The organism is Pseudomonas sp. Sample_21 (assembly GCF_004307525.1).
GTDB classification, from domain to species: Bacteria; Pseudomonadota; Gammaproteobacteria; order Pseudomonadales; family Pseudomonadaceae; genus Aquipseudomonas; species Aquipseudomonas atacamensis.
On the sequence record NZ_RCNZ01000092.1, the window covers coordinates 71912 to 96078 of the forward strand.

At 60.6% G+C, this 24167-nt stretch carries 23 protein-coding genes; 13 read left to right on the plus strand and 10 right to left on the minus strand.

All coding sequences use genetic code 11. The annotated features are described in order from the left end of the window. Window positions 1-145: 145 nt before the first annotated feature. On the minus strand, window positions 146-1045 hold the full coding sequence (locus D8U71_RS17855) for a LysR family transcriptional regulator (RefSeq protein WP_016771921.1): 900 nt from the start codon (window positions 1043-1045) through the stop codon (window positions 146-148). Window positions 1046-1209: 164 nt separating this feature from the next. On the opposite strand from D8U71_RS17855, the gene D8U71_RS17860 reads away from it, so the two are divergent. From D8U71_RS17860 to D8U71_RS17900, 9 genes are all read left to right on the plus strand, one after another. Continuing rightward, window positions 1210-2700 carry an aldehyde dehydrogenase family protein gene (locus tag D8U71_RS17860; protein WP_130888324.1) on the plus strand — a complete coding sequence of 497 codons (1491 nt, stop codon included), beginning with the start codon at window positions 1210-1212 and terminating at the stop codon, window positions 2698-2700. A gap of 197 nt (window positions 2701-2897) precedes the next feature. Continuing rightward, window positions 2898-4181: an FAD-binding oxidoreductase gene (locus tag D8U71_RS17865; protein ID WP_130888325.1), complete on the plus strand. Its 1284-nt coding sequence runs from the start codon at window positions 2898-2900 to the stop codon at window positions 4179-4181. Window positions 4182-4549: 368 nt separating this feature from the next. Further along, window positions 4550-5683 carry an ABC transporter substrate-binding protein gene (locus D8U71_RS17870; RefSeq protein ID WP_041480713.1) on the plus strand — a complete coding sequence of 378 codons (1134 nt, stop codon included), beginning with the start codon at window positions 4550-4552 and terminating at the stop codon, window positions 5681-5683. Window positions 5684-5928: 245 nt separating this feature from the next. After that, window positions 5929-6843 carry a branched-chain amino acid ABC transporter permease gene (locus D8U71_RS17875; protein ID WP_016771918.1) on the plus strand — a complete coding sequence of 305 codons (915 nt, stop codon included), beginning with the start codon at window positions 5929-5931 and terminating at the stop codon, window positions 6841-6843. A gap of 3 nt (window positions 6844-6846) precedes the next feature. Further along, window positions 6847-8148 carry a high-affinity branched-chain amino acid ABC transporter permease LivM gene (gene livM, locus D8U71_RS17880; RefSeq protein ID WP_016771917.1) on the plus strand — a complete coding sequence of 434 codons (1302 nt, stop codon included), beginning with the start codon at window positions 6847-6849 and terminating at the stop codon, window positions 8146-8148. Continuing rightward, the gene (locus tag D8U71_RS17885; protein ID WP_016771916.1) at window positions 8145-9017 is read left to right on the plus strand and encodes an ATP-binding cassette domain-containing protein; all 873 of its coding nucleotides are present in this window, start codon (window positions 8145-8147) and stop codon (window positions 9015-9017) included. Before livM ends, D8U71_RS17885 begins: the two co-directional genes overlap by 4 nt. Beyond that, window positions 9014-9730, plus strand: coding sequence for an ABC transporter ATP-binding protein (locus D8U71_RS17890; RefSeq protein WP_016771915.1), 717 nt, complete (start codon window positions 9014-9016; stop codon window positions 9728-9730). Before D8U71_RS17885 ends, D8U71_RS17890 begins: the two co-directional genes overlap by 4 nt. 741 nt (window positions 9731-10471) lie before the next feature. Beyond that, the gene (locus tag D8U71_RS17895; RefSeq protein ID WP_016771914.1) at window positions 10472-11236 is read left to right on the plus strand and encodes an SDR family oxidoreductase; all 765 of its coding nucleotides are present in this window, start codon (window positions 10472-10474) and stop codon (window positions 11234-11236) included. Window positions 11237-11412: 176 nt separating this feature from the next. Continuing rightward, window positions 11413-12318: a cation diffusion facilitator family transporter gene (locus D8U71_RS17900; protein ID WP_024011386.1), complete on the plus strand. Its 906-nt coding sequence runs from the start codon at window positions 11413-11415 to the stop codon at window positions 12316-12318. A 64-nt stretch (window positions 12319-12382) separates the two neighbouring features. On the opposite strand, the gene D8U71_RS17905 is transcribed toward D8U71_RS17900, so the two are convergent. From D8U71_RS17905 to D8U71_RS17935, 7 genes are all read right to left on the minus strand, one after another. Next, entirely contained in the window at window positions 12383-13516 is a 1134-nt protein-coding gene (locus tag D8U71_RS17905) for an AGE family epimerase/isomerase (protein WP_125926258.1), read from the minus strand. A 179-nt stretch (window positions 13517-13695) separates the two neighbouring features. Further along, window positions 13696-14268: a HupE/UreJ family protein gene (locus tag D8U71_RS17910; protein ID WP_130888326.1), complete on the minus strand. Its 573-nt coding sequence runs from the start codon at window positions 14266-14268 to the stop codon at window positions 13696-13698. A 27-nt stretch (window positions 14269-14295) separates the two neighbouring features. Beyond that, entirely contained in the window at window positions 14296-14910 is a 615-nt protein-coding gene (gene ureG, locus D8U71_RS17915; protein WP_016771910.1) for an urease accessory protein UreG, read from the minus strand. A 23-nt stretch (window positions 14911-14933) separates the two neighbouring features. Then, window positions 14934-15608 carry an urease accessory protein UreF gene (locus tag D8U71_RS17920; RefSeq protein WP_130888327.1) on the minus strand — a complete coding sequence of 225 codons (675 nt, stop codon included), beginning with the start codon at window positions 15606-15608 and terminating at the stop codon, window positions 14934-14936. Next, window positions 15605-16105: an urease accessory protein UreE gene (gene ureE / locus D8U71_RS17925; RefSeq protein WP_125917518.1), complete on the minus strand. Its 501-nt coding sequence runs from the start codon at window positions 16103-16105 to the stop codon at window positions 15605-15607. The genes D8U71_RS17920 and ureE overlap by 4 nt, the downstream gene beginning before the upstream one ends. A 299-nt stretch (window positions 16106-16404) precedes the next feature. Continuing rightward, window positions 16405-17037 (minus strand): TetR family transcriptional regulator, encoded by a 633-nt coding sequence (locus D8U71_RS17930; protein ID WP_016771906.1) that lies wholly within the window; start codon window positions 17035-17037, stop codon window positions 16405-16407. A gap of 154 nt (window positions 17038-17191) precedes the next feature. Continuing rightward, window positions 17192-17614 carry a hypothetical protein gene (locus tag D8U71_RS17935; protein WP_016771905.1) on the minus strand — a complete coding sequence of 141 codons (423 nt, stop codon included), beginning with the start codon at window positions 17612-17614 and terminating at the stop codon, window positions 17192-17194. Window positions 17615-17997: 383 nt separating this feature from the next. Between D8U71_RS17935 and D8U71_RS17940 the strand changes: the two genes are divergently transcribed. Further along, a complete protein-coding gene (locus D8U71_RS17940; RefSeq protein ID WP_130888328.1) occupies window positions 17998-20073 on the plus strand; it encodes an AsmA family protein in 2076 nt (691 codons plus the stop codon). A gap of 119 nt (window positions 20074-20192) precedes the next feature. Here the strand turns inward: D8U71_RS17940 and D8U71_RS17945 are convergent, their stop codons facing one another. Beyond that, window positions 20193-20723, minus strand: coding sequence for a ferritin-like domain-containing protein (locus tag D8U71_RS17945; protein WP_016771904.1), 531 nt, complete (start codon window positions 20721-20723; stop codon window positions 20193-20195). A 254-nt stretch (window positions 20724-20977) separates the two neighbouring features. Between D8U71_RS17945 and D8U71_RS17950 the strand changes: the two genes are divergently transcribed. Beyond that, a complete protein-coding gene (locus D8U71_RS17950) occupies window positions 20978-21856 on the plus strand; it encodes a triacylglycerol lipase (RefSeq protein WP_130888329.1) in 879 nt (292 codons plus the stop codon). A gap of 79 nt (window positions 21857-21935) precedes the next feature. On the opposite strand, the gene D8U71_RS17955 is transcribed toward D8U71_RS17950, so the two are convergent. Beyond that, entirely contained in the window at window positions 21936-22823 is an 888-nt protein-coding gene (locus D8U71_RS17955) for a DMT family transporter (protein ID WP_130888330.1), read from the minus strand. Between the two features lie 97 nt (window positions 22824-22920). Between D8U71_RS17955 and D8U71_RS17960 the strand changes: the two genes are divergently transcribed. Beyond that, window positions 22921-23715: a helix-turn-helix transcriptional regulator gene (locus D8U71_RS17960; protein WP_130888331.1), complete on the plus strand. Its 795-nt coding sequence runs from the start codon at window positions 22921-22923 to the stop codon at window positions 23713-23715. Window positions 23716-23778: 63 nt separating this feature from the next. After that, window positions 23779-24084, plus strand: coding sequence for a PsiF family protein (locus D8U71_RS17965; protein WP_016771900.1), 306 nt, complete (start codon window positions 23779-23781; stop codon window positions 24082-24084). The last annotated feature ends 83 nt before the right edge of the window (window positions 24085-24167 follow it).

Genomic DNA, 24167 nt, shown 5'->3' on the forward strand with positions numbered 1-24167 from the left:
TGGGGATTGCCAGCATTTTTTCAGAGCGCCGCAGATCCACTGTGGGAGCGAGCCTGCTCGCGAATGCGGTGTGTCAGTTAAAGATGATGTGGCTGACCCGACGCTTTCGCGAGGAGGCTCGCTCCCACAGGGATCCCGGTTGACCTCACACCGGGCTATCGATTTGTTCAAGCATCCATTTCACAAAATCCCGCACCTTCGGCACTTCCGCCGCGTGCTCCGGGTAGGCCAGGTAATAGGCATCGCTGCTGGGCATTGCATGCTGCCAGGGTATGACCAGTTTGCCTTCGGCCAATTCCTCTTCCACCAGAAACCGCGGCAGCAGCGCCACGCCACAACCGACCTGGGCGGCGCGGATGCACATGTAAAAGGTTTCGAAACGCGGCCCGTGGTAGCTGTGTTCGGTGTGGTAGCCCTGACTGTCGAACCAGTCGTGCCAGGCCTGCGGTCGCGAGGCATTTTGCAGCAGCACCAGGTCGGTGAGTTGCGTCGGGTCAGTGAATGGTGTGTCCGGCAGGCTGGCCGGGGCGCAGACCGGCACCAGTTGTTCGCCGAACAATTTCAGGCATTCGGTGCCCGGACGCGAAGCCTGGCCGAAATAGAAAGCCAGATCGCTGCGCCCTTGCAACAGATCGTCGGCCTCCTGTTCGTTGCACAGATCCAGATGAATCGACGGATGGCGCAGGCGCCAGCCTTTCAGGCGCGGCACCAGCCAACGGGCGCCGAAGGTGGAAGGGGTAGAGACTCGCAGGACTTCGGTCTCGCCGCCGTAGGAACGCAGGTAATGCGTCGACATCTCCACTTGGCTGAGGATTTTTCTGACCTCGACCAGATACAAATCCCCGGCCGGCGTCATCTGCAAGCGCCGACGCACGCGGCGGAACAGCAAGTGCTGCAACAGTTCTTCAAGCTGCGCGACCTGTTTGCTCACCGCACTCTGGGTCAGGTTCAGCTCTTCGGCGGCGCGGGTAAAACTCAGGTGCCGGGTCACGGCCTCGAAGCATTGCAGCGCGGTGATCGAGGGCAAGTGGCGTTTGTTCAGCATGGCCAGTCCTTTTTCTTGTCTTTCGCTAGGCAGCATGAATAAACGGAATGATATCTGGCGTAAAGGTCGTTTGTTGCATCGCCGCAGTGAGGCTACAACTAAAGGCCTGCCCGGCCATGCGAAGGATGGCCGCACACATTCTGTTTTTGCTTGAGGAGAGACCGATGGTAGCCGCATTGCTTGATCGTCTGGGAGTCAACCCGGCCCTGTACCAGAACGGCAAAGTGCCGGTGCATTCACCCATCGATGGCAGCGAAATTGCCTCGGTGAACTGGGAGGGCGCAGCCGAAGTCGAGCAGCACATCAGTCGCGCAGATCATGCATTCGAGCACTGGCGCAAGGTGCCGGCGCCGCGTCGCGGTGAGCTGGTGCGCCAGTTCGGCGAAGTGTTGCGCGAGTACAAGGCCGACCTTGGCGAGCTGGTATCGTGGGAGGCCGGCAAGATCACTCAGGAAGGTCTGGGTGAAGTGCAGGAGATGATCGACATCTGCGACTTCGCCGTTGGCCTGTCGCGCCAGTTGTACGGTCTGACCATCGCCTCCGAGCGCCCGGGCCACCATATGCGTGAAACCTGGCATCCGCTTGGCGTGGTCGGCGTCATCAGCGCATTCAACTTCCCGGTCGCAGTGTGGGCGTGGAACACCACCCTGGCGCTGGTCTGCGGCAACCCGGTGGTGTGGAAGCCATCAGAGAAAACCCCGCTGACCGCGCTGGCCTGTCAGGCGCTGTTTGATCGCGTAGTGAAAAATTTCAGTGATGCCCCACCGAGTCTGTGCCAGGTGGTGATCGGCGGTCGTGATGCCGGCGAAGCGCTGGTCGATGATCCCCGTGTCGCGCTGATCAGTGCCACCGGCAGCACGCGCATGGGCCGCGAAGTGGCGCCGAAAGTCGCCGCGCGATTTGCCCGCAGCATTCTCGAACTGGGCGGCAACAACGCTATGATCCTCGGCCCGAGCGCCGATCTGGACATGGCGGTGCGCGCGATTCTGTTCAGCGCCGTCGGCACCGCCGGGCAACGCTGCACGACTTTGCGTCGTCTGATCGCCCATGAATCGGTCAAGGAAGAAATCGTCACCCGCCTCAAGGCTGCCTATTCGAAAGTACGCATCGGCCATCCGCTGGAAGGCAATCTGGTCGGCCCGCTGATCGACAAGCACAGCTTCGAAAACATGCAGGATGCGCTGGAACAGGCACTGAGCGAAGGCGGCCGGGTGTTCGGTGGCAAGCGTCAACTGGAAGAGCAATTCCCCAACGCCTACTACGTGTCGCCGGCCATCGTGGAAATGCCCGAGCAGAGCGACGTGGTCTGCAGCGAAACCTTCGCGCCGATTCTCTATGTGGTTGGCTACAGCGATTTCGAGGAAGCGCTGCGCCTGAACAACGCCGTGCCGCAAGGCCTGTCATCGTGCATCTTCACCACCGACGTGCGTGAGGCCGAGCGGTTCATGTCGGCGGTCGGCAGCGACTGCGGCATCGCCAACGTCAACATCGGCCCGAGCGGCGCGGAAATCGGCGGTGCCTTTGGTGGCGAGAAAGAGACCGGCGGCGGCCGTGAGTCCGGCTCCGATGCCTGGCGCGCGTACATGCGCCGGCAGACCAACACCGTCAACTACTCGCTGGAATTGCCGTTGGCGCAGGGCATTACATTCGACTGAAAGGTGGAGATCGTCTGTAGGAGTGAGCACTGTGGCGAGGGGATTTATCCCCGTTCGGCTGCGAAGCAGTCGTCGCTTTTGAAATTTTGGGGCCGCTCCGCGACCCAGCGGGGCGGTGCGACGTTTCGCTAAATCCCCTCGCCACAGGGGGCTCACTCAGGTTTGTGTGTTTGTTGGGTTTCTGTTGGAGTCTGGCAATGCCGTTACGCGAAGAATGTCTGTGGGAAACGCTCACGCCACAACGCCCGGATAACGCCGCGCTCAGGGGCGAGGTCAAGGTCGATGTCTGCGTGATCGGCGCCGGGTTCACCGGGTTGTCGGCGGCGCTGCATCTGTTGGAAAAAGGCAAAAGCGTCTGCGTGCTGGAAGCGCATCGCGCAGGGCACGGTGGCTCCGGGCGCAATGTCGGGCTGGTCAACGCCGGCATGTGGATTCCTCCGGACGAGATCGAAGCCGGGTTCGGCGAGGCGGTCGGCAGTCAGCTCAACCGCATGCTCGGTGCGGCGCCGGCGCTGGTGTTCAGCCTTGTGGATAAATACGCCATCGATTGCCAATTGCGCCGCGAAGGCACTTTGCACATGGCGCATAACGCCAAGGGCGAGGCGGATCTGCGCAGTCGCGAGCAGCAGTGGAAGCGCCGTGGCGCACCGGTCGAACTGCTCACCGGCAAGGCCTGCGAGCAAGCCACCGGCACGCAGAAAATCGCCGCCGCGTTGCTTGATCGCCGCGCCGGCACGCTCAATCCGATGGCCTATGTCACCGGGCTGGCCAATGCCGTGCTCGGGCTCGGCGGGCAGATGTTCGATCATTCGCCAGTGACTCGCCTCGAGCGCGTCGGGCAGAAGTGGTCGGTACAGACCGCCCAGGGTTCGGTGCTCGCTGAACAAGTGGTCATCGCCTCCAACGCCTACACCGAAGGCGACTGGACCGAACTCAAGCGCAATTTCTTTCCCGGTTATTACTACCAGGTCGCCTCGGTGCCGCTCAGCGAAGACGCCGCGCAGGAAATTCTTCCCGGCGGGCAGGGCTCGTGGGACACCCGTCAGGTATTGAGCAGCATCCGTCGCGACAAGGACGGGCGCCTGTTGCTCGGTAGCCTGGGCAATGGCAACCAGAAACCGACCTGGTTTCTCAAGGCCTGGGCCGATCGGGTGCAGCAGCATTACTTCCCCAATCTGAAGCCGGTCGAGTGGGAATGCACCTGGACCGGGCGCATTGCGTTTACTCCTGATCACCTGATGCGGCTGTTCGAGCCCGCGCCCGGACTGGTGGCCGTCACCGGTTATAACGGTCGCGGCGTCACCACCGGCACGGTGGTCGGCAAAGCCTTCGCCGATTACCTGTGCAATGGCAATCCGCAGGCACTGCCGATTCCCTTCGCACCGATGCAGCCCCTGGCCGGTGTGGGCTTGCGCAGTTGCCTGTACGAGGCCGGGTTTTCCCTGTATCACGCGGGCCAGTGCCTGCGCATCGTCATTTGAGTGTTGAAATTTGTTGCCGCAAGCGGCGCTTTTGCATCCAGCGACTAGCCTGTAATGGTGCGGGTTGTAGCAGTCCCGCACCAGCAGTGTGCAGTTCGGTGACGCGGGCTGTTACAGGCTGGTTGCACGTCGTTTGCCGCTGCGGTTGCAATGATGGCGCGTGCGGGTTGCGCCTGAAAAAACAAATGGTTTCACCTTCCGCGGTTTAGACGGTTGCACGCCCAATGAAAATGGGACCGAAACAGTCGAAATAACAACAACGCAGCGACTTTTTGAAGAATAAAAAACCGATGGCACGGGCCTTGCTCTGAGCTTTGAGTGAAGTGAAGTCGCAGTGCCAACTAAAAAAAACCTTGGAGCACCACCTCATGTCCCAGACGTTTTACAAGAAAGGCTTTCTGGCCCTCGCAGTCGCTACTGCGCTGGGTGTTTCTGCGTTTGCTCAAGCTGATATCAAGATCGGTGTAGCGGGTCCGATGACCGGTGCCAACGCGGCATTCGGCGAGCAGTACATGAAGGGTGCACAGGCGGCGGCCGATGCGGTCAACGCGGCGGGCGGCGTCAACGGGGAAAAAATCGTCCTGGTCAAAGGTGATGACGCCTGCGAACCGAAGCAGGCGGTGACGGTCGCCAAGGACCTCACCAACCAGAAAGTCGCCGGTGTGGTCGGTCACTTCTGCTCCTCGTCGACCATTCCAGCCTCGGAAATCTACGACGAAGCCGGGATCATCGCGATCACCCCGGGCTCGACCAACCCGCAAGTTACCGAGCGTGGCCTCAGCGCCATGTTCCGTATGTGCGGACGTGACGACCAGCAAGGCATCGTTGCCGGCGACTACATCGTCGACATGCTCAAGGGCAAGAAAGTCGTCGTGCTGCACGACAAGGACACCTACGGCCAAGGCCTGGCGGACGCTACCAAGGCTCAGCTGGAAAAACGCGGCGTCAAGCCTGTGCTGTACGAAGGTCTGACCCGTGGCGAGAAAGACTTCAGCACCATCGTCACCAAGATCCGTGGCGCCGGCGCCGATGTCGTCTACTTCGGCGGCCTGCACCCGGAAGCCGGTCCGCTGGTTCGCCAGCTGCGTGAACAAGGCCTGAAAGACGTCAAGTTCATGTCCGACGACGGCATCGTGACCGACGAGCTGGTGACCACCGCTGGCGGCCCGCAATTCACCGATGGCGTGCTGATGACCTTCGGCGCCGACCCGCGCCTGTTGCCGGAAAGCAAGACCGTAGTGGACGCGTTCCGCAAGGCCGGCACCGAGCCTGAAGGGTACACCCTGTACGCCTACGCCTCGGTTCAGACCCTGGCGGCAGCGTTCAACGGCGCGAAGAAAAACGACGGCGAAGCCGCTGCCAAGTGGCTGAAGGCCAACCCGGTGAAAACCGTGATGGGCGAGAAGACCTGGGACGCCAAAGGCGACCTGAAAGTCTCCGACTACGTGGTTTACCAGTGGGACAAGGATGGCAAATACCACCAGCTGGAAAAGCAGAAGTAAGGGCTGAAGCGATCATCTGATCACTACCGATCCCCTGTGGGAGCGAGCCTGCTCGCGAAGACGCACTGACAAACAACCTCTGCGTTGAATGTGCAACCGCTTTCGCGAGCAGGCTCGCTCCCACAAAGGGGTTCCGTGTGGTCAGGGCTGATCACGCTCCGACATTGCTCCGACGTACATCTGTATTTTTCCTAGAAGAACCGCGTGCCGATGGCGCGCAGGTTCTCACTGCGTGAGATTGCGTTATGGATGGTATTTTCCTGCAGCAACTGGTCAATGGCCTGACCCTCGGGTCGGTCTATGGCCTGATCGCCATCGGCTACACAATGGTCTACGGCATCATCGGCATGATCAACTTCGCCCATGGCGAGGTTTACATGATTTCCGCTTACCTGGCGGCAATCAGTCTGGCTCTGCTGGCTTACTTCGGTATCGAATCCTTCCCGCTGCTGATGCTCGGCACGCTGATCTTCACCATCGTCGTCACGGCGGTGTATGGCTGGGTCATCGAGCGTGTTGCCTACAAACCCCTGCGTAACTCGACCCGCCTGGCGCCGCTGATCAGCGCTATCGGTATTTCGCTGATTCTGCAGAACTACGCACAGATCGCTCAGGGCGCCAAACAACAGGGCGTGCCTACGCTGCTGACCGGTGCCTGGCGTGTTGAAGTCGGTACCGGCTTCGTACAACTGACCTACACCAAAGTCTTCATCCTGATCGCCGCGTTCGTCGGCATGGGGCTGCTGACCTACGTCATCAAATACACCAAGCTCGGCCGCATGTGCCGCGCGACCCAGCAAGACCGCAAGATGGCCTCGATCCTGGGGATCAACACCGACCGGGTGATTTCCTACGTGTTCATCATCGGTGCAGCCATGGCCGCACTGGCCGGTGTGCTGATCACCATGAACTACGGCACGTTCGACTTCTATGCCGGCTTCATCATCGGCATCAAGGCGTTCACCGCAGCGGTTCTGGGCGGCATCGGTTCACTGCCCGGCGCGATGCTCGGCGGGATCATCCTCGGCATCTCCGAGTCGCTGTTCTCCGGTCTGGTCAACTCCGACTACAAAGACGTGTTCAGTTTCTCGCTGCTCGTCCTCGTACTGGTCTTCCGGCCGCAGGGCCTGTTGGGCCGTCCTCTTGTGTCGAAGGTGTAAGCGATGTCTGCAACCACTGAAAAATCCATCGATATCAAAAAAAGTCTGGTCGAGGCGATTCTTGCCGGCCTGATTGCGCTGATCGTGTTCGGGCCGATTGTCGGCGTGGTCCTCGACGGCTACAGCTTCAACCTCGAAGCGACTCGCGTGGCGTGGATCATTGCCATCGTCATGGCCGGTCGCTTTGCCCTCAGCCTGTTCCTGCAAACCCCCAAGGGCCTGAAGATCCTCGACGGGTTCGAGAGCAGCGGTTCCGGCGTGCACGTGCTGCCGGCGGACTACAAATCGCGGCTGCGCTGGATCATCCCGCTGATTATCGTGCTGGCGATCATCGTGCCGTTTGTCTCCAACTCCTATCTGCTGGGGGTGGTTATCCTCGGTTTGATCTACGTGCTGCTGGGGCTGGGGCTGAACATTGTGGTCGGTCTGGCCGGGCTGCTCGATCTCGGTTACGTGGCGTTCTACGCCATCGGCGCCTACGGTCTGGCATTGGGTTATCAATATCTGGGTCTGGGTTTCTGGACCGTGCTGCCGCTGGCGGCAATCACCGCAGGCCTGGCTGGCTGCATTCTCGGTTTCCCGGTGTTGCGTCTGCACGGTGACTATCTGGCGATCGTGACCCTGGGCTTCGGCGAAATCATTCGTCTGGTGTTGAACAACTGGCTGTCCCTGACTGGCGGCCCGAACGGCATGCCGGCGCCACTGCCGACGTTCTTCGGCCTGGAGTTCGGCAAGCGGGCGAAGGATGGCGGAGTACCGTTCCATGAGTTCTTCGGTCTGACCTACAACCCCGACGTGAAGTATTACTTCATCTACGCAGTGCTGTTCCTGGTGGTGCTGGCGGTGTTGTACGTCAAGCATCGGCTGGTGAAGATGCCGGTGGGTCGCGCCTGGGAAGCCCTGCGCGAAGATGAAATCGCCTGCCGTTCGATGGGCCTCAACCACGTACTGGTCAAACTCTCGGCGTTCACCATCGGTGCGTCGACGGCGGGTCTGGCCGGGGTGTTCTTCGCGACCTACCAAGGCTTCGTCAACCCGACCTCGTTCACCTTCTTCGAATCGGCGCTGATCCTCGCCATCGTCGTGCTCGGCGGCATGGGCTCGACCATTGGCGTGGTCATCGCCGCATTCGTGCTCACCGTCGCTCCGGAACTGCTGCGCGGCTTCGCTGAATACCGCGTGCTGCTGTTCGGCATCCTGATGGTGTTGATGATGATCTGGCGACCACGCGGGCTGATCCGCATCAGCCGCACCGGGGTCAAACCACGCAAAGGTGCCATTCACTACGAGAGGACTGCGCCATGAGTGAAGTCGTACTCTCTGTTGAAAAATTGATGATGCATTTCGGTGGCATCAAGGCTTTGAGCGATGTCAGCCTGAAGGTCAAACGCAATTCGATTTTCGCCCTGATCGGTCCCAATGGCGCCGGCAAGACCACGGTGTTCAACTGCCTGACCGGTTTCTACAAGGCCACAGGCGGCAAGATCGAACTCAATGTGCGCGGCCAGCAGACCAACGTCATCCAGTTGCTGGGCGAGTCGTTCAAACCGACTGATTTCGTCTCGCCGAAATCCTTCCTCAGCCGCATGTACTACAAGATGTTCGGCGGTACTCACCTGGTGAACCGTGCCGGTCTCGCCCGTACGTTCCAGAACATTCGCCTGTTCAAGGAAATGTCGGTACTGGAAAACCTGCTGGTCGCGCAGCACATGTGGGTCAACCGCAACATGCTCGCCGGTATTCTCAACACCAAGGGCTATCGCAAGGCCGAGAGCGATGCGCTGGATGTCGCGTTCTACTGGCTCGAAGTGGTCGATCTGGTCGACTGCGCCAACCGTCTCGCCGGTGAACTCTCGTACGGCCAACAACGCCGTCTGGAAATTGCCCGGGCCATGTGCACGCGGCCGCAAATCATCTGCCTCGACGAACCGGCCGCCGGCCTCAACCCTCAGGAAACCGAAGCGCTCAGCGCGATGATCCGGCTGCTGCGCGACGAGCACGATCTGACCGTGGTGCTGATCGAACACGACATGGGCATGGTCATGAGCATTTCCGATCACATCGTGGTTCTCGACCACGGCATCGTCATCGCCGAAGGCGGGCCGGAAGCGATCCGCAACGATCCGAAAGTGATCGCGGCCTATCTGGGCGCCGACGAAGAGGAGCTGGTATGAGCCAACCGATCCTCGAACTACGCAATCTGGACGTGTTCTACGGCCCGATTCAGGCGCTCAAAGGCGTTTCTTTGCAGATCAACGAAGGCGAGACCGTCAGCCTGATTGGCTCCAACGGCGCCGGCAAGTCGACCCTGCTGATGTCGATCTTCGGCCAGCCCAGAGCGGCGGGCGGGCAGATTCTCTATCAGGGCGTCGACATCACGCAGAAGTCTTCGCACTACATCGCCTCCAACGGCATCGCGCAGTCGCCGGAAGGGCGGCGGGTTTTCCCCGACATGACCGTCGAGGAAAACCTGCTGATGGGCACCATCCCGATTGGCGACAAGTACGCCAAAGAGGACATGCAGCGCATGTTCGAGCTGTTTCCACGGCTTGAAGAGCGACGCAATCAGCGGGCGATGACCATGTCTGGCGGTGAACAGCAGATGCTTGCCATCGCCCGTGCGCTGATGAGCCGGCCGAAGCTGTTGCTGCTCGATGAGCCGAGCCTGGGTCTGGCACCGATCGTGGTGAAGCAGATCTTCGCCACGCTGCGGGAACTGGCGAAAACCGGCATGACCATTTTTCTGGTCGAGCAGAACGCCAACCATGCGCTGAAGCTGTCGGATCGGGCGTATGTGATGGTCAACGGCGAGATTCGCCTGACCGGCACCGGTAAAGAACTGTTGGTGAATGAGGAGGTGCGTAACGCCTATCTGGGCGGGCACTGATTCTTCTCGCGGTTGTACACAGCCCCGGCGACGAGAGTCCCGGGGCTTTTTTTTTTGAATCCACCACAGGTAAATTGGCTAATTCCCGAAATTGTGGAAAACAAATTCCCCAAGCTGCCAAAGCGCGACATATAGACGCTGCAAACGGCTGTTTTTCCACAGTTTTGACTTGTCCCCGGTTACTGTGGAACTGGCTGTGAATAACGTGGGTGTATATGGTTGCAGGCCTTTTAATCCGTGGCCTGCAGGCTTGTGATTGTTTTTTGATCAGTCAGTTTCAGGCAGGCGTGAGGCGCCATTGTCAACCTTTTTATAGCGCATCCAGGTCGGGTACTGTTGAGTGTAAAAGCCTGTGGATAAGTCTGTGACTAAACTCTGGAAAGACCTCGCGGAGCGCCGTAATTGCTGGCCTCGCGCAATCACCCGGTTGCACCGTCCGTCGTGCAAAATGCCCTGTGCCGCACATCCCCCGCCTCACGGTCAAGCAAAAAACTTTCCATTTCGCCCGCAAAGCCTTGTGTGGCGCGGCTTTGCGCGTTTGCACTTGCCCCCGGAAACTGTGGAGCAGACTGTGGATAACATGCGTGCACATGGCTACAGGCCACGCTGGCTATGGCCTTGGCAGGTCTGGTTGTTTTTTGTACAGCTGGCAAGTGTTGCCCGTATTCGCGAGGGCGGGCATGCTGCCTGCTGATTTTCTATTCCAAGGGCTGCCGTGGCGGCCGAAGCAAGGAGAACACGATGTCCGACACCCTGTTTATCACCGGCGCGACGTCCGGTTTTGGTGAAGCCTGTGCCCGGCGTTTTGCCGAGGCTGGCTGGAAGCTGGTCCTGACCGGCCGTCGTGAAGAACGCCTCAATGCCCTATGCGCCGAACTGTCGAAGCAGACCGAAGTGCATGGTCTGGTCCTCGATGTGCGCGATCGCAAGGCGATGGAGGAGGCAATCGCCAACCTGCCGCCGTCGTTCGCCAAACTCCGTGGCCTGATCAACAACGCTGGCCTGGCGCTCGGCGTCGACCCGGCGCCGAAGTGCGATCTGGATGACTGGGACACCATGGTCGACACCAACGTCAAAGGCCTGATGTACGCCACCCGCCTGCTGCTGCCTCGGCTGATCGCCCACGGCCGTGGCGCCGGTATCGTCAACCTCGGTTCCATCGCCGGCAACTATCCGTACCCGGGCAGCCACGTGTACGGCGCGAGCAAAGCCTTCGTCAAACAGTTCTCGCTGAACCTGCGTTGCGATTTGCAGGGCACTGGCGTGCGGGTCAGCAACATCGAGCCCGGCCTGTGCGAAAGCGAGTTCTCGCTGGTGCGTTTCGCCGGTGATCAGGAGCGCTACAACGCCACTTATGCTGGGGCCGAGCCGATCCAGCCGCAGGACATCGCCGAGACGATTTTCTGGGTCATGAACACCCCGGCGCATATCAACATCAACAGCCTGGAGCTGATGCCGGTGAGCCAGACCTGGGCCGGGTTTGCCATCGAGCGTAACAAGGCTTGATACGGCGCTGAGCCATTCGCGAGCAGGCTCGCTCCCACAGGAGAATGCATTTCAAACTGTGGGAGCGAGCCTGCTCGCGAAAAGGCCGGCACAGGCAAAACAGGACGATAAGCTAAACTCCGCACTCAACCAGCCCACTGCATTCGGCGGTGTGCAAGGTTTCATGAGGAGTTCAAGTGAGTAACCGAGGTGAGCAGGCACTGCTCAAACAGTCGACGCTGCTGATGCTGGCGGTGTCGATTGCCGGGATCGTCACCGGTTTTGTTTCAGGTTCGCAATCCATCCTGTTCGATGGCTTTTTTTCGCTGATCGCGACGTTCATCAAAATCCTGATGCTGATCACCGCCCGGCTGATTGCCAAGCAAAGCAATCAGCGTTTCCAGTTCGGCTTCTGGCATCTGGAGCCGATGGTGTTGCTGATCGAGGGCAGCTTCCTGCTGTTGATCGCCATCTACGCCTTTCTCAACGGCGTGTTCGGCATCATCAATGGTGGCCGCGATATCGAGCTGGGTCTGGTGATCGTCTACGCGGCGGTATTCACCGTCGTCGAGTTCGCCTACTTCTTCTACGTGCGTCAGCGCAATCGCACGCTCAAATCCAGCCTGATCCAGTTCGACAACATCAGTTGGCTGGTCGACGCGATGCTCTCGGTGGGCCTGTTGATCAGTTTCCTCGCCGCGCTGCTGCTCAAGTCCCAGGGCTATGGCGAGTGGGCGGTGTATGTCGATCCGCTGATCCTGATCGTGCTGGCGCTGACCATGCTGCCCCCGGCGTTGAAGATCCTCGGGCCGGCATTGCGTGATGTGCTGGGAATCGCCCCGGACACGCTGGATGAGCAAGTCAGGCAGGTGATGGAGGTGGCGAAGGTCGAGCATGGTTTCGACGATTACGTGTCCTACGTGCAAAAGCACGGTCGGGCGCGGTTCATCGAAATTCATGTGGTGTTGCCGGCGGATTATCCGCTGCGCGATGTCGCGCAGCTGGACGCGCTACGTGAGCAGATATCGGCGCAGTTGGGTGAACCGGATGCGGCGAGGTGGCTGACGATCAGCTTCACCGGGGACAAGAAGTGGATTGCCTGATCTGACCCGGATGTCTGCTGAGAACACAGTAACCCTCTAGCCCCAAATTCCTGCTTTGCACAGGTCAACGCAGATATTCAGCCAAACCGTGATAGCAAGTCGCCAAATGATAAGGCGTAGTCGAAGGCATGTCCTTGCGGCTGACCTCCCCATTTTCATCCCGACACTCATGCCAGCCGCCGGCATGCAGAAACCGCTGCTGCAACGCCTGCAACTGGCGCAGCACTACCGCTTCGCTGTCCGCCCGCAAGGTCAGCGCGCGCAGGTATTCGGCCTGAGCCCAGATGCGCTGGGTCGAATCCCTCGGCCGTCCATTGCCATCCAGATCGAGCATCGCCCGCACCGCGCCGCAGGACTCCAGCACGCCGTACTGCTCGGTAAAGGCAAATGCCCGATCCAGCGCCCGATGCAGTTTCGAATCGCGCAACAACGCCGACGATTCGAGCAGGAAATACCATTCGAACTGGTGCCCCGGTTCGTACCAGTTATCCACAGCCCCCAGTGGCTTCTCCATCAATACGCCATATTGCGGATCGACGAATTGCTTGTGCATGGCTGTGCATAACTCAAGCAGGGCCTTCTGCGTCTGCGGGTCTTCGCGCACCGTCAGAGTGGCGAGGAAGGCTTCGGCCAAGTGCATCAGTGGATTTTGCAGTGGGCCGGTTTGCAGGGTGAGCCAATCACGCTCAAGGCAGGCTTCGTACAAACCGTCGCCGGTGGCGAATCGGCGGCCGATGATTTCCAGCGCGGCGTTGAGTGTCGATTCGGCCAGCGAATCCCGGGACTTGTCCCAATAATGCGCGCAGGCAAAGAGGATGAAGGCGTGGGTGTAGAGATCCTTGCGCTGGTCCAGCGGCTTGCCCTGTGCGTCGATGCTGTAAAACCAGCCGCCGTGCTCGGCATCATGGAAGTGCCGTTGCAGGGAACGGAACAGCGCGGCGGCGCGGACTTCGGCGTTATCCACAACCCCGATCAGGCTGGAGAACAGATACAGCTGCCGTGCGCAGGCCATCGCCCGATAGCGTTGCGCTGGCAACGGCTGGTGTGTAGCGTCCAGCGCCTCATAGGGCAACGCCATGTCGGCATTCCAGCCCGGGCCTTGCCACAGCGGCACGATCACGTCGAGGAAGTGCTGCTGCACTTGGCCAAACAGGGCGGTCAATTCGGGCAGGGCGGTGGAGCGGGAAGCGTGGGGCATGGGCGGGCGTCACGGGCTTGGGCGATTGCGCGACATGGTAGCAGAGAGCACCGCTTGAGAGAGGCGGTGTCTGTCAGGCCGTCTTCGCGAGCAGGCTCACTCCCACAGTGGATTTGCAGCGTACACAAAACCTGTGGGAGCGAGCCTGCTCGCGAAGAGGCCAGTGCAGGCGCTAAAAATCAGCCTGCCAACAACCAGACGCCAGTCGCCGCCGAAGCCGCACCCGCCAACCGCACCAGCGGCGCCGCTGCCTGCGGAAGAACTCGCACCACGCCATAACCGAGCGCATGCAAAACCGCTGTCGCCGCGACAAACCCGGCCGCATACGCCCACGGACTGCTCATGTCCGGCAACTCCAGCCCATGCGCCACGCCATGGAACAGCGCAAACAGCGCCGTCGCGGCCACCGCCATCACCAGTGGCGGACGTACCGCCAGTGCCACGGCCAGGCCCAGCGCCAATACCGAGGCGGCTATCCCGCTCTCCAGCGCCGGCAACTCCAGCCCTTCAAAACCGAGCAAACCTCCGAGCAACATGGTGCCGACAAAAGTGCACGGCAGCGCCCAGCGCGCCGCGCCTTGTTGCTGCGCCGCCCACAAACCGACGGCGAGCATTGCCAGCAAGTGGTCGAGCCCGCCGATCGGGTGGCTGATGCCCGCGACGAGGCCACTGTCGCCATGGCCCGGGTGAGCGAACGCCAGTGCCGGTGTCAGCAGCAACGCCAGAGCGCCACGAATGCGTTTGAGTGTCATGGATAAGCTTCCTTGTGGATAAGTGGATCAGGCGGCGGTCAGCAGGCCCTGACGTTCGATGAAGGCGATGATTTCCTCGAGGCCCTGACCGGTTTTCTGGTTGCTGAACACGAACGGCTTGCCGTTGCGCATGCGTTTCGTGTCGCTGTCCATCATTTCCAGCGAGGCGCCCACCAGTGGCGCGAGGTCGATCTTGTTGATCACCAGCAGGTCGGACTTGCAGATCCCCGGGCCGCCCTTGCGCGGCAGCTTGTCGCCGGCGGAGACGTCGATCACGTAGATGGTCAGGTCGGACAGCTCCGGGCTGAAGGTCGCCGAGAGGTTGTCGCCGCCGGACTCCACCAGGATCAGATCCAGCCCGGGAAAGCGCCGGTTCAGTTGATCGACCGCTTCGAGGTTGATCGAGGCGTCTTCACGGATCGCCGTGTGCGGGCAGCCGCCGGTTTCCACGCCGATGATCCGCTCCGGCGCGAGGGCTTCGTTGCGCACCAGGAAATCGGCGTCTTCGCGGGTGTAGATGTCGTTGGTGACCACGGCGAGGTTGTAACGCTCGCGCAGGGCCAGGCACAGGGCCAGGGTCAGCGCGGTCTTGCCGGAACCGACCGGGCCGCCGATGCCGACGCGCAGAGGTTGTGTATCCATTTCATTCTCCAAAATAAACAGCCCTAAGAGCGGAAGAGACGGCTGTACTGGCGCTCGTGGGCCATGCACGCCAGGGACAGGCCAAACGCGGCGCTGCCGATATGTTCGGGATTTATGCAGGTTGCATCGTGCTGCGCCTGTTGCAGCAGCGGCAGCAGTTCGCTGGTCAGGCGCTGGGCGGCTTGCTGGCCCAACGGCAGGGTTTTCATCAACACGGCGAGCTGGTTTTCCAGCCAGCTCCACAGCCACGCGGCAAGAGCGTCCTGCGGGCTGATGCTCCAGGCGCGTGCTGCCAGCGCCCAGCACAAGGCCAGGTGCGGTTCTGTGGTCTGGTCAAGAAAGTCGCGGGCGGGCGCATCGAGTTCCGGCAAACCGTTCAACAACTGCTGCAAGGAGTAACCCATCTGCCGGCTCTCCAGATGCAACTCGCGGGTTTCGCGGCTGACGCGGTGGCTCTCGCAGAGTTGTCGTAATTCGGCCCAGTTTTCATTTGCTGCGGCTTGGCAATGCGCCAACAGCAGCGGCGCTTCGAAGCGGGCGAGATTGAGCAGCAGTTGATCGCTGATCCAGCGCCGGGCGGCATCAGGGTTGTGGACCCGGCCGTTATCCACCGCCATTTCCAGACCCTGGGAATAGCTGTAGCCGCCAATCGGCAGTTGCGGACTGGCCAGACGCAGCAGCGCCCAGGCCGGATTCACAGGCGCACGCCGAACTGGTGAAGTTTTGGCGCGTAGTTGAAGTCTTCGTCACCGTGGCGGGAATGATGATGGCCGCCGCCGTAAGCGCCGTGTTCCGGCTGGAACGGCGCTTCGATATCCTCGACCCGGGCGCCGAGCTGTTCGAGCATCGCCTTGAGCACGTAATCGTCGAGCAGGCGTAGCCAGCCATCGCCGACTTGCAGGGCGACGTGGCGGTTGCCGAGGTGATAGGCCGCGCGCGTCAGTTCGAACGCATTGGCGCACGTGACGTGGAGCAGTTGTTCGGGACGGGCGCAGACGCGCACGACACGGCCGTCTTCGGCCTGCAGACATTCGCCGTCATACAGCGGTGGCTGGCCGCGCTCCAAAAACAACCCGACGTCTTCGCCTTCGGCACTGAAACAGCGCAAACGGCTTTTGCTGCGCGCTTCGAAGGTCAGGTGCAGCTCGGCGGCCCAGACGGGTTGAGGGTCGATTCTGCGATGAATCACCAGCATCGGAAAGCTTCCAGCAATGAACGTTGATTGGGCTAGAGCAAGCGCCGCGCCAATCGGGCGATCTGTAGGAAATAGCTGTCGGCGCGTGCCTGATCTTTCAACAGGCGCGGCGATTCTGGAAGGTTTTGGTGCATGAAGGATTTGTCATGCACCAAAGCGAGGCCATGACAGATGTTCAATGTGGGAGCGAGCCTGCTCGCGAATGCGCCGTGTCAGACAGATGTATTCAGCTGACCCAGCGCTTTCGCGAGCAGGCTCGCTCCCACGGGGGCTTTGCGCTGTGTCAGATAGAGAAGGGATTACTCGGTACTGCCCAGCCCTTGCCAGTGCTTGAGGCCGATGAAGATGAAGCGCAGTTGCTGGGTGATCTTCGCCTGCGGAGTCAGATGCTCCGGCAAGGCCTCGGCGGGTGGGTCGATGATGTCGGGGAGGGTGGCGAACACCGATTTGACGATCAGGTCGGCCATCACGCTGAGGCCGGCCAGATCCAGATGTTGCAGCTTGGGCATCAGCGCCAGGTCCGCCGCGAGGTCGGCGCTGATGTTCTCCCGCAGGCGTCCGATTGCCTGACGTACCGGCAGCGAGCCGCCGTATTGTTCGCGAGCGAGAAACAGGAACTGCGAGCGGTTGGCGTTGACCACATCAAGGAAGATGCGCACCGAAGCGTCGATGATGCCGCCCATGACGAATTCATTGTGGCGCACCAGGCGGATGGTCTCGCGGAAGGTCTGGCCGACTTCACTGACCAGCACCAGCCCCAACTCGTCCATATCGGCGAAGTGCCGGTAGAAACCGGTGGGCACGATGCCGGCGGTCTTGCTCACTTCGCGCAGGCTCAGGCTGCCGAATCCTCGGCCGCTTTCCATCAGGTGGCGGGCAGCGTCCATCAGGGCGTTGCGGGTCTGTTGTTTCTGTTCGGCGCGGGGCAGCATCGCAGGGTGTGTTCTTCGGCAGGACAAGCGCCGCACTCTAGCAAATAGGCTTTGTCGGCGTCGAACGGGGAGTCATGCAGCGAGGGATTCACAGAAGCTGAAAAGTCAAAAGCCCAATCCGCTGATTGGGCTTTTTCGCTGGGCCGTCATAGGCTCAGCTCACGGCGCTGTTGCGTTCGATCACACGGTCACCACCACCTTCGGCGAGGGCTTGACCTTGTGGCGTCTTGTCGTAGCCGTCTTCCACCAGACCTTTTTCTTCGAGACGATTGCGGCCGTTTTCGGCTACAGCCTGGCCTTGTGGCGTCTTGTCATAGCCATCTTCAACCAGACCTTTTTCTTGGAGGCGGTTGCGACCGTTTTCAGCCAGAGTCTGACCTTGTGGGGTTTTGTCATAGCCGTCTTCAGCCAGAGTCTGGCCTTGTGGGGTTTTGTCGTAGCCGTCTTCAGCCAGAGTCTGGCTGAACACCGAGTGGCTGTCTTTGACTTGCGGAGTGGCCTGATCGGCAGCGGGCAGGGCGAAAGCAGTGCTGGCTAGCATCGACAGGGTAAGGCTGAGCAGTAATTGGCGTTTCATGATAGTGGCTCCTTGGGAGGGCGATAAAGTGGGTACGAGGGCAATGCTACTCTCGATAAGTCGATATAAAAGTTCATAAACGCAATGGTAATAATCAACAGAATTGATTGTTCCGCGCGAAGGCTCTAGATCGGGCCTTTGCGGTCGACGGTTTTGCACCGTCGTGGGTATTTTCGACTCACTCGCGCCTCGTAAAAGTGCGGGTCCCGGTAACACTGCTCGACCGATCGGTCAGTTTTGCCGGGCTTTTTATGGCTTAAACTGCCTTTCAATTAAACCTGCGGGCCTTTCGCCAGTCACAGACTGCATAGGGGCCGCTTCGGTCTGCCGTTTCAGCTGTGCGTCGGGATGTCGGCGTGCGGTCGTGATCAGGAGCTTTGTGCATGACGCGCACTGGAAAAATCTTCAGCTGGACCTTCGCCATCCTCGCGCTGCTGCTGGCAGCCTTGATTCTGATCATCGCGTTTTTCGACTGGAACCGGATCAAACCCACGATCAACGCCAAAGTTTCGGAAGAACTGCACCGGGCGTTTGCCATCAATGGCAACCTCGCGGTGATCTGGCAGCGCGAGCCGGAAGAAGGCGGCTGGCGCTCTTGGGTGCCTTGGCCGCACGTGGTCGCCGAGGATCTGAGCCTGGGTAATCCTGACTGGTCGAAGCAGCCGCAGATGGTCACGCTTAAACGCGTCGAACTGCGCATTTCGCCGCTGGCCCTGCTGGCCCAGCGCGTGGTGATTCCGCGTATCGACCTGACCGAGCCGAATGCCGAACTGCAACGTCTGGCCGATGGCCGCGCCAATTGGACGTTCAAATTCGATCCCAAGGACCCGAACGCCGAGCCGTCGAGCTGGGTGGTCGATATCGGCGCGATCGGTTTCGACAAGGGCCACGTGACCCTCGACGACCAGACCCTGAAGACCAACCTCGATGTGCTGATCGACCCGCTCGGCAAGCCGATTCCCTTCAGCGAGATTGTCGGCGAAAAAGCGGCGAAAACCGCTCAGGACAAGGGCGGCGCACCGCAGGACTATGCCTTTGCACTCAAGGTCAAAGGCCAATACCACGCGCAGAACCTCACCGGTCAGGGCAAGATCGGCGGGCTGCTGGCCTTGCAGGACGCGAGCAAGCCGTTCCCGTTGCAGGCCCAGGCGAAGATCGGCGATACCCGTATCGAACTGGCCGGCACCCTGACTGACCCGCTGAATCTCGGCGCCCTCGACCTGCGCTTGAAGCTCGCTGGCGACAGCCTCGGCAATCTTTACCCGCTGACCGGCGTGACGCTGCCGGACACTCCACCGTATTCCACCGACGGCCACCTGATCGCCAAGCTGCATGACGAAGCCGGAGCGAAATTCACTTATGAAAAATTCAACGGCAAGATCGGCGACAGCGATATTCACGGCGACTTGACCTACGTGGCCAGCCAGCCACGGCCGAAACTCACGGGTGCGTTGCTCTCCAATCAGCTGCTGTTCGCCGACCTTGCACCGTTGATCGGCGCTGATTCCAACACCGAGCAAAAGGCCCGTGGCGGCGCGAGCAAGCAGCCGGCAGATAAGGTCCTGCCGGTCGAAGAGTTTAAGACTGATCGCTGGCGCGCCATGGATGCCGATGTCGAGTTCACCGGCAAGCGCATCGTTCACAGCGAGAAGCTGCCGTTCAACGACCTCTATACCCATCTGAAACTCAACGACGGCGAACTCAGCCTGGAACCGCTGCGCTTTGGCGTGGCCGGTGGCACCCTGGATGCGCTGATCCGCCTCAATGGCCGCACCGAGCCGCTGGAAGGCCGGGCGCGTTTGACCGCACGCAAATTCAAACTCAAAGAGCTGTTCCCGACCTTCGAGCCGATGAAAACCAGTTTCGGTGAGCTCAATGGCGATGCCGACATCAGTGGCCGGGGCAACTCCGTGGCCAAGCTCCTCGGTGGCGCCAACGGCAATCTGAAGATGCTGATCAACGACGGTGCGATCAGCCGCGAGCTGATGGAACTGGCCGGGCTCAACGTCGGCAACTACGTGGTCGGCAAGATCTTTGGCGACAAGGAAGTGAAGATCAATTGCGCGGCCGCGGACTTCGACATCAAGACCGGCCTGGCCACGACACGGCTGTTTGTCTTCGATACCGAGAACGCGATCATCTACATCGATGGCACAGCGAACATGGCCACCGAGCAACTCGATCTGACTGTGACCCCAGAGTCGAAAGGCTGGCGTCTGATCTCCCTGCGCTCGCCGCTGTATGTGCGCGGCAAGTTCATCAAACCGGATGCCGGTGTCAAAGCCGTACCGTTGATGCTGCGCGGGGCGGGGATGGTTGCGCTGGGCGTGATAGCCGCACCGGCGGCGGGATTGCTGGCGCTGGTGGCGCCTAGCGGTGGCGAGCCGAATCAGTGCGCGCCGTTACTGGAGCAGATGAAGCAGGGCAAGGCGCCGGTGACCGTTAAACCCAGCAAGTAATGCGGCGTCTCTGAGGGCGCCTTCGCGAGCAGGCTCGCTCCCACATTCGAACGCATTCCTTCAATTGAAATACGTTCCAGTGTGGGAGCGAGCCTGCTCGCGAAAGCGGTGTGACGGGATTACAGATCGTTAAGGATATCCGCCATGTCGTCGGCGTGTTCTTCTTCCTGGGCGAGGATGTCTTCGAAGATGCGGCGGGTGGTCGGGTCCTTGTCACCGATGTACTGGATGATTTCGCGGTAGCTGTCGATGGCGATCCGCTCGGCCACCAGATCTTCGTAAACCATTTCCTTGAGCGTATTGCCGGCCACGTATTGCGCGTGGGACATCTTGCTCAGCAGGTCAGGGTTGAACTCAGGCTCGCCGCCCAGTTGCACGATGCGTTCGGCGAGGCGATCGGCGTGCTCGGCTTCCTGGTTGGCGTGCTCGAGGAATTCGTCGGCGGCGACGTTGGCTTTCAGGCCGTTGGCCATGAAGTAGTGGCGCTTGTAGCGCAAGGTGCACACCAGCTCGGTGGCCAGCGACTCATTGAGCAAACGCAGTATTTCCTCACGGTTGGCGTTGTAGCCCTCGGTGACCGCGCCGTTTTCCACGTGTTGCCGCGCGCGTTCGCGCAGGGTTTGAACATCAGACAAATGCACGTCACTCATTTCATTCTCCTGGAGGCTAATCCGATAGGCGCCACGTTCTGAAGACGCGGTCGCTACTCAGGGTGTGAGTCTTGAGCGAAGCGAAAAGTTTTATGCGATTTACGCCGGACTCGGTTCAGGAACTGCTGAGGACTGCGATGTCGGCAGGGTCAGAGCTGGAATAGGCTTATCGTTGAGTTGTCATCGTCGAGGTGGATGCTTGGCGAGCGTCTTGCACGTCTGGCCTCCACCCACCGCACACAAGGATGTACCCCATGTCAACACGTTATCCACTGGTGCTGGTGCCGGGCATGCTCGGCTTTGTCCGGCTGGTGCTTTATCCGTATTGGTTCGGCATCATCAAGGCCTTGCGCCGTGGTGGTGCGACGGTGGTCGCGGTGCAGGTTTCGCCACTCAATTCCACGGAAGTGCGCGGCGAGCAGTTGCTTACGCGGATCGAGGAAATTCTCCGCGAGACAGGGGCGCCGAAGGTCAATCTGTTCGGTCACAGCCAAGGCGCGTTGACCGCACGGTATGCGGCGGCGAAGCGCCCGGATCTGGTGGCCTCGGTGACTTCGGTCGCCGGGCCTAATCACGGCTCCGAACTGGCGGATTATCTGGAAAAGCACTATCCCGCCAACAGCGCCAAGGGGCGCTTGCTCGAAGCGTTGCTGCGCCTGATCGGCTGGATCATGGCACTGCTCGACACGGGTTATCACGGGCCGAAACTGCCGGTGGATATCCACGCCTCTCACCAATCGCTGACGACGGCGGGCGTTGCAATATTCAATCAGCGTTATCCACAAGGGCTGCCGGAAACGTGGGGCGGGCAGGGGCCGGAAGAGGTCAACGGTGTGCGCTATTACTCCTGGTCAGGGACGCTGCAACCGGGCAAGACCGATCGTGGCGGCAATCTTTTTGACGGCACCAACCGCAGTTGTCGCTTGTTCGCCAGGACCTTCGTTCGCGAGCCGGGGCAGTGCGACGGCATGGTCGGCCGTTACAGCTCGCATCTGGGCACGGTGATCGGTGATGACTATCCGCTGGATCATTTCGACATCGTCAATCAGTCGCTGGGGCTGGTGGGCAAGGGCGCAGATCCGGTAAGGCTGTTTGTCGAGCATGCGGCGCGGCTGGAGGCTGCAGGGTTATAGCCAAACAGACCGCGTCATCGTTCTTCGCGAGCAGGCTCGCTCCCACAGGTGTCTGCATTTCAACGTGGGAGGGGCCTTATCAGGCAACGCCGACCCGCCGGCCCAGCACCGTGGTCCAGCGCTCCGACAAAACCACCCCAGCCAAGGTCAGCAACCCACCCACCAGGTGATACATCGCCAACTGTTCCTTCAACACCACCGCCGCAATCAGCGCGGTAATCAATGGCAGCAGATTGAAAAACAGCGTCGTCCGGCTCGGCCCCAGTCGCTGCACCGCCTGCATCCACGCCAGCGGCGCGACCATCGAGGCCAGCAGGCATGCATACAGCACCAGCGGCACGTTCTGCAGGTTCAGCCCGGTCTTCGGCGACATCGCGAACAGCGGAAACAACACCACAATCGCCACCAGCACCTGCAAGTACAGCAGCACCAGCGGCGGCAGGCGCAGTTGCCACTTTTTCAGCAGCGTGCTGTAAACCGCATAGGCCAGCGTCGCGACCAGCATCATCGCATCGCCCAGATTGACCCCGTGTTGCAGCAGCGCATCGAGGCTGCCGGATGACACCACCACCAGCACGCCAGCGAACGACAGCACCGCACCGACCAACGCACCAGCGGTCAGGCGCTGGCCAAGGCTGATGATCGCCATGGCCAGCGACATCAATGGCATCAACGACAGGATGATGCCCATGTTGGTCGCGGTGGTCAGTGTTGCGGCGAAATAGGCGAGGCTCTGATACACCGCCATGCCGAGCACGCCGAGGACGAAAATCCGCCTCAGGTTCGGCCGAATCTGCGGCCAGTGGGCGATGACTTTCGTGAGCATGAATGGCGTGAACAGCACGCCGGCCAGTAGCCAGCGATAGAAACCGATCTCGGCGGGGAAGATCACGCCGACCGCCAGTTTGTTGATCACGGTGTTGCCGGCCCAGATGAAAATCGCCAGCAGGGGAAACGCGTATTGCATGGGACAAAAACCAGAACGTTGATGAAGCGCGATTATCGCCTGTCTGGATGCAGGCCTATACTGCGAACCGGACAACCTGCCTCTGCATCCGGACAGCATGAACAGCAAACACATCGATCTGCTCGATTTCAGCGAATTGCCGTCAGCGGTGTATTTCCGCTACGCCGATTTCAATGCCCACGAATATGCCGCGCCGCATCGCCATCCTTGGGGCACGCTGGAATACGCGGCCCATGGCGTGTTGCACATGGATGTCGACGGCAGCCGCTTCATGTCGCCGCCGCAGTACGCCGTGTGGGTGCCGCCCGAGGTCGAGCACAGTTTCTACAGCCATCAGCCGGTCAACTACCGCGCGGTGTGTCTTGATCCAAGCGTTTGCACACGATTGCCGGCGCGGGCCTGCACCTTGGCGATCAGTGACATTCTCAAGGCGATTCTCAAGGACTTCGCCGCCCGCGATGTGAAGATCCCCGAGCATGAAGCCGATCAGCGTCTGGCCCAGGTACTGGTCGATCAACTGCAACAGGCACCGGTGCAGGAATGTTACCTGCCGTATGCGAGCAGCCCGGGCTTGCTGACGGTTCTCGACGCCTTGCAGGCCGCGCCGGGCGACAACCAACCGTTGGCGCATTGGGCCGCGCAAGTGCATGTCAGCGAGCGCACCCTGGCCCGGCAGTTTGTCCGCGAGCTGGGCATGAGCTTTGGCGAATGGCGTCAGCGCTTGCGTTATCTGGCGGCGATCGAGGCGCTGGAAACCTCGCGTTCGGTGCAGGAAATCGCTTTCGACCTCGGCTACAGCAGCGGCTCGGCGTTCATCGCCATGTTCGCCCGCCAGGCCGGGTGCACGCCGGAGCAGTATCGGCGCAGCCACCTCGAGGGCAGGAAGGTGTAACAAGCTTTGACTACACTGCGACAGAGGCCGCATCCATCGGTGCGGCAACAAGGAGAAAACTCCATGAAGATGTTGCGTGTGCCGTTGTTGATGATCGGGCTGCTTGTGTGTTCCCAGGGTTTCGCCGCCACGGCGCAACAGAACAAGATGACCACCTGCAATGCCGATGCGACCGCCAAGAGCTTGAAGGGCGACGAGCGCAAGGCGTTCATGAGCACCTGCCTGAAAGCGGCACCAGCGGCCAACGATGGCAAGGAGCTGACCCCGCAGCAGCAGAAGATGACCACCTGCAATGCCGACGCGAAAACCAAAGCGCTGACCGGCGATGCGCGCAAGGCGTTCATGAGTGAGTGTCTGAAGAAAAAGTGAAACGGTAAAATAATGTGGTGAGCTTGCCGGCCTCTTCGCGAGCAGGCTCGCTCCCACATTTGAAATGCATTCCCCTGTGGGAG

What these genes read in the sequence shown, in the direction of transcription:
- D8U71_RS17935 (WP_016771905.1), bottom strand. Translation starts at nt 17,614, where the DNA reads ATGAAACGCCAATTACTGCTCAGCCTTACCCTGTCGATGCTAGCCAGC.
- livM (WP_016771917.1), top strand. Translation starts at nt 6,847, where the DNA reads ATGTCTGCAACCACTGAAAAATCCATCGATATCAAAAAAAGTCTGGTC.
- D8U71_RS17945 (WP_016771904.1), bottom strand. Translation starts at nt 20,723, where the DNA reads ATGAGTGACGTGCATTTGTCTGATGTTCAAACCCTGCGCGAACGCGCG.
- D8U71_RS17860 (WP_130888324.1), top strand. Translation starts at nt 1,210, where the DNA reads ATGGTAGCCGCATTGCTTGATCGTCTGGGAGTCAACCCGGCCCTGTAC.
- D8U71_RS17885 (WP_016771916.1), top strand. Translation starts at nt 8,145, where the DNA reads ATGAGTGAAGTCGTACTCTCTGTTGAAAAATTGATGATGCATTTCGGT.
- D8U71_RS17905 (WP_125926258.1), bottom strand. Translation starts at nt 13,516, where the DNA reads ATGCCCCACGCTTCCCGCTCCACCGCCCTGCCCGAATTGACCGCCCTG.
- D8U71_RS17895 (WP_016771914.1), top strand. Translation starts at nt 10,472, where the DNA reads ATGTCCGACACCCTGTTTATCACCGGCGCGACGTCCGGTTTTGGTGAA.
- ureE (WP_125917518.1), bottom strand. Translation starts at nt 16,105, where the DNA reads ATGCTGGTGATTCATCGCAGAATCGACCCTCAACCCGTCTGGGCCGCC.
- D8U71_RS17955 (WP_130888330.1), bottom strand. Translation starts at nt 22,823, where the DNA reads ATGCAATACGCGTTTCCCCTGCTGGCGATTTTCATCTGGGCCGGCAAC.
- D8U71_RS17950 (WP_130888329.1), top strand. Translation starts at nt 20,978, where the DNA reads ATGTCAACACGTTATCCACTGGTGCTGGTGCCGGGCATGCTCGGCTTT.
- D8U71_RS17910 (WP_130888326.1), bottom strand. Translation starts at nt 14,268, where the DNA reads ATGACACTCAAACGCATTCGTGGCGCTCTGGCGTTGCTGCTGACACCG.
- D8U71_RS17965 (WP_016771900.1), top strand. Translation starts at nt 23,779, where the DNA reads ATGAAGATGTTGCGTGTGCCGTTGTTGATGATCGGGCTGCTTGTGTGT.
- D8U71_RS17855 (WP_016771921.1), bottom strand. Translation starts at nt 1,045, where the DNA reads ATGCTGAACAAACGCCACTTGCCCTCGATCACCGCGCTGCAATGCTTC.
- D8U71_RS17890 (WP_016771915.1), top strand. Translation starts at nt 9,014, where the DNA reads ATGAGCCAACCGATCCTCGAACTACGCAATCTGGACGTGTTCTACGGC.
- D8U71_RS17930 (WP_016771906.1), bottom strand. Translation starts at nt 17,037, where the DNA reads ATGCTGCCCCGCGCCGAACAGAAACAACAGACCCGCAACGCCCTGATG.
- D8U71_RS17870 (WP_041480713.1), top strand. Translation starts at nt 4,550, where the DNA reads ATGTCCCAGACGTTTTACAAGAAAGGCTTTCTGGCCCTCGCAGTCGCT.
- ureG (WP_016771910.1), bottom strand. Translation starts at nt 14,910, where the DNA reads ATGGATACACAACCTCTGCGCGTCGGCATCGGCGGCCCGGTCGGTTCC.
- D8U71_RS17940 (WP_130888328.1), top strand. Translation starts at nt 17,998, where the DNA reads ATGACGCGCACTGGAAAAATCTTCAGCTGGACCTTCGCCATCCTCGCG.
- D8U71_RS17865 (WP_130888325.1), top strand. Translation starts at nt 2,898, where the DNA reads ATGCCGTTACGCGAAGAATGTCTGTGGGAAACGCTCACGCCACAACGC.
- D8U71_RS17875 (WP_016771918.1), top strand. Translation starts at nt 5,929, where the DNA reads ATGGATGGTATTTTCCTGCAGCAACTGGTCAATGGCCTGACCCTCGGG.
- D8U71_RS17960 (WP_130888331.1), top strand. Translation starts at nt 22,921, where the DNA reads ATGAACAGCAAACACATCGATCTGCTCGATTTCAGCGAATTGCCGTCA.